The organism is Nocardia amamiensis NBRC 102102 (assembly GCF_001612745.1).
Classification (GTDB): Bacteria; Actinomycetota; Actinomycetes; order Mycobacteriales; family Mycobacteriaceae; genus Nocardia; species Nocardia amamiensis.
The window spans coordinates 1-2,192 of the sequence record NZ_BDBA01000390.1; the positions used below are offsets into that span (position 1 = coordinate 1).

The 2,192-nt window shown below is 70.2% G+C and carries 2 protein-coding genes; both read right to left on the minus strand.

Annotated elements, in window-relative coordinates; translation table 11 throughout:
* Nucleotides 1-1,478 (minus strand): acetyl-CoA carboxylase, carboxyltransferase subunit beta (gene accD / locus NA4_RS37945; protein ID WP_067481052.1); only part of this gene is annotated, 1,478 nt, incomplete at its 3' end.
* Nucleotides 1,475-2,192, minus strand: a 718-nt coding sequence (locus NA4_RS41850; RefSeq protein WP_507763409.1) for a beta/alpha barrel domain-containing protein, incomplete at its 5' end; no start/stop codon positions are given. The genes accD and NA4_RS41850, both read right to left, overlap by 4 nt.

A 2,192-nucleotide genomic window follows, 5' to 3' on the forward strand; every position in this document is an offset into this window, starting at 1 on the left:
TCGAGCAGCGAGGTCGAGTCCACCCGCAGTGCGGCGGCGGCGTGCGGGGCGGCGGCCGCGTCCTTCCAGAGGATCGAGGCGCACCCCTCCGGGCTGATCACGGAGTAGACGGCGTTCTCGCAGACGATCACGCGATCGGCCACAGCGAGGGCCAGCGCTCCCCCGCTGCCGCCTTCGCCGGTGATCACGGTGACCACCGGAACGGGCAGCCCGGCGAGGAGTTTCAGCGATTCCGCGATGGCGACGGCCTGCCCTTGCTCTTCGGCGGTCACACCCGGGTAGGCGCCTGCCGTGTCGACCAAGGTGATCACCGGCAAGCCCAACTTGGCGGCCAGCCGCAGGATACGAGCCGACTTGCGGTATCCGGCGGGTGTCGGCATGCCGTAGTTCCGCTGCGCCAATTCTGTCGCGGTGTGGCCTTTCTGCGTGCCGATCACCACGACCGGAGCGCCGTCGAGGCGAGCCAGCGCCGTGATCATGGCCGGGCAGTCGGCCGACAGCCGGTCACCGTGCAGCTCGACGAACTCGTCGAAGGACGCGGCCAGATAGTCCAGCGTCGTCGGCCGGCCCAATTCGCGTGCGGCTCGCACGCTGTGCCATGCCTCGCGCGTCGGCAGATCCGCGGCATCGGTTCGGACCGGTGTGTCGGAATCTCCACGGTCGAGGCGGCTCGGAGTATCGGCGGCCATCGCCAGCAACCGGGCCAACCGGTCCCGCAGCGCCGAGCGGTGGCAGATCATGTCCACCACACCGTGTTCGACCAGGAATTCCGCGGTCTGGAACCCAGCGGGCAGCGTCTCGCCGATGGTCTGCTGGATCACCCGGGGTCCCGCGAAGCCGAGCCGCGCACCGGGTTCGGCGATGATGATGTCGGTGGAGGTGGCGTAAGAAGCCGCGACGCCGCCGTAGGTGGGGTCGGTGACGACCGAGATTGTCAGCACGCCCGCGTCGTCCAGTTCACGCAGTGCCTGGCTGGTCTTGGCCATTTGCATCAGCGCGAGGATGCCTTCCTGCATGCGCGCGCCGCCGGATGCGGTGACCAGCACCAGCGGCACCCGCGCCGCCAGCGCCGTTTCGGCCGCGGCGGTGACCGCCTCGCCGACCGCGCTGCCCAGGCTGCCGCCCAGGAAACGGAAGTCCATCACCGCCAGCACCAGCGGCGCGCCGCCGATCGTGCCGCGCACGCACCGGATGGCATCGGTGAGACCAGTGCGGCGCCGCGCTTCGGCGTGACGCTCGGGGTAGGGGCGGGAATCGCTGAAGCCGAGCGGGTCCGCCACGGTCGCGGACGGTTCGATGTGCTGGGCGGAACCCGGGTCGAGCAGCGCCTCGATGCGCTGGTCGGCCGTCAGCATGCCGTGCGCGTCGCAGTCCGGGCAGACCCGGCCTGCGCGCTCGTAGCGCTTGGCGTAGATCATGGTGGCACAGGACGGGCACACCACCCAGGTGGCTCGCGTGCCGGTTTCGAGCGTGGTCATCGTTCCTCCCTCGGCTGGGGCACGAACCGGGCGCAGTCGGCGGGCAGCCGCACGCCCGCGGTGCGCAACTGGGCGACCCGGGTCAGGTAGGCCGCGCCCAGCATCATCTGGTCGGCGATGTCGACGACGTGCCGGTTGCGCGGCGCCGCCAGGTAGGTTCCGGCCACCCAGTTGTTGAACCCGCCCATCGCGGGTCCGCACCAGATCTGATAGTCGGCGACGCGATCGGCCTCGCCGCGGATGCTCCACCCCGACGACAGCCCCAGATACCACCGGAACACCAGCGCCATCTTGCGTTTCGGCTCCGCCTCCGCGCCGACCAGCTGGGCCGGATCGCGTTCGGTGAAGTACGTGACGCAGTCGTCCCACACCGCTTCGAGCGGTCGCCGGAACAGCGTGGCCTCGAGATCGTGGCGCAGGTGGGCCGGGATATCGTCGATGCCGTCGTACGCGCGATAGGTGTCATAGAGCCGCTGCGCGCGGGTGGCGAACATGGTGCCTCGGCGCAGTACCTGCACCTGGACGCCGAGCTCGAACATGTCCGAGGACGGCGACATGGCGCAGTCGGCGAAATCCGCTTGGGCGAGAAGCTGTTTGGTGGTGTCGCACTGGGCCGCTTCCCGAGTGGCCTGATTGACCGAACCGGTCACCACGTAGGCGGCGCCCATGGCGAAGGCCGCGGCCGCGGCGGCAGGGGTACCGATGCCACCCGCC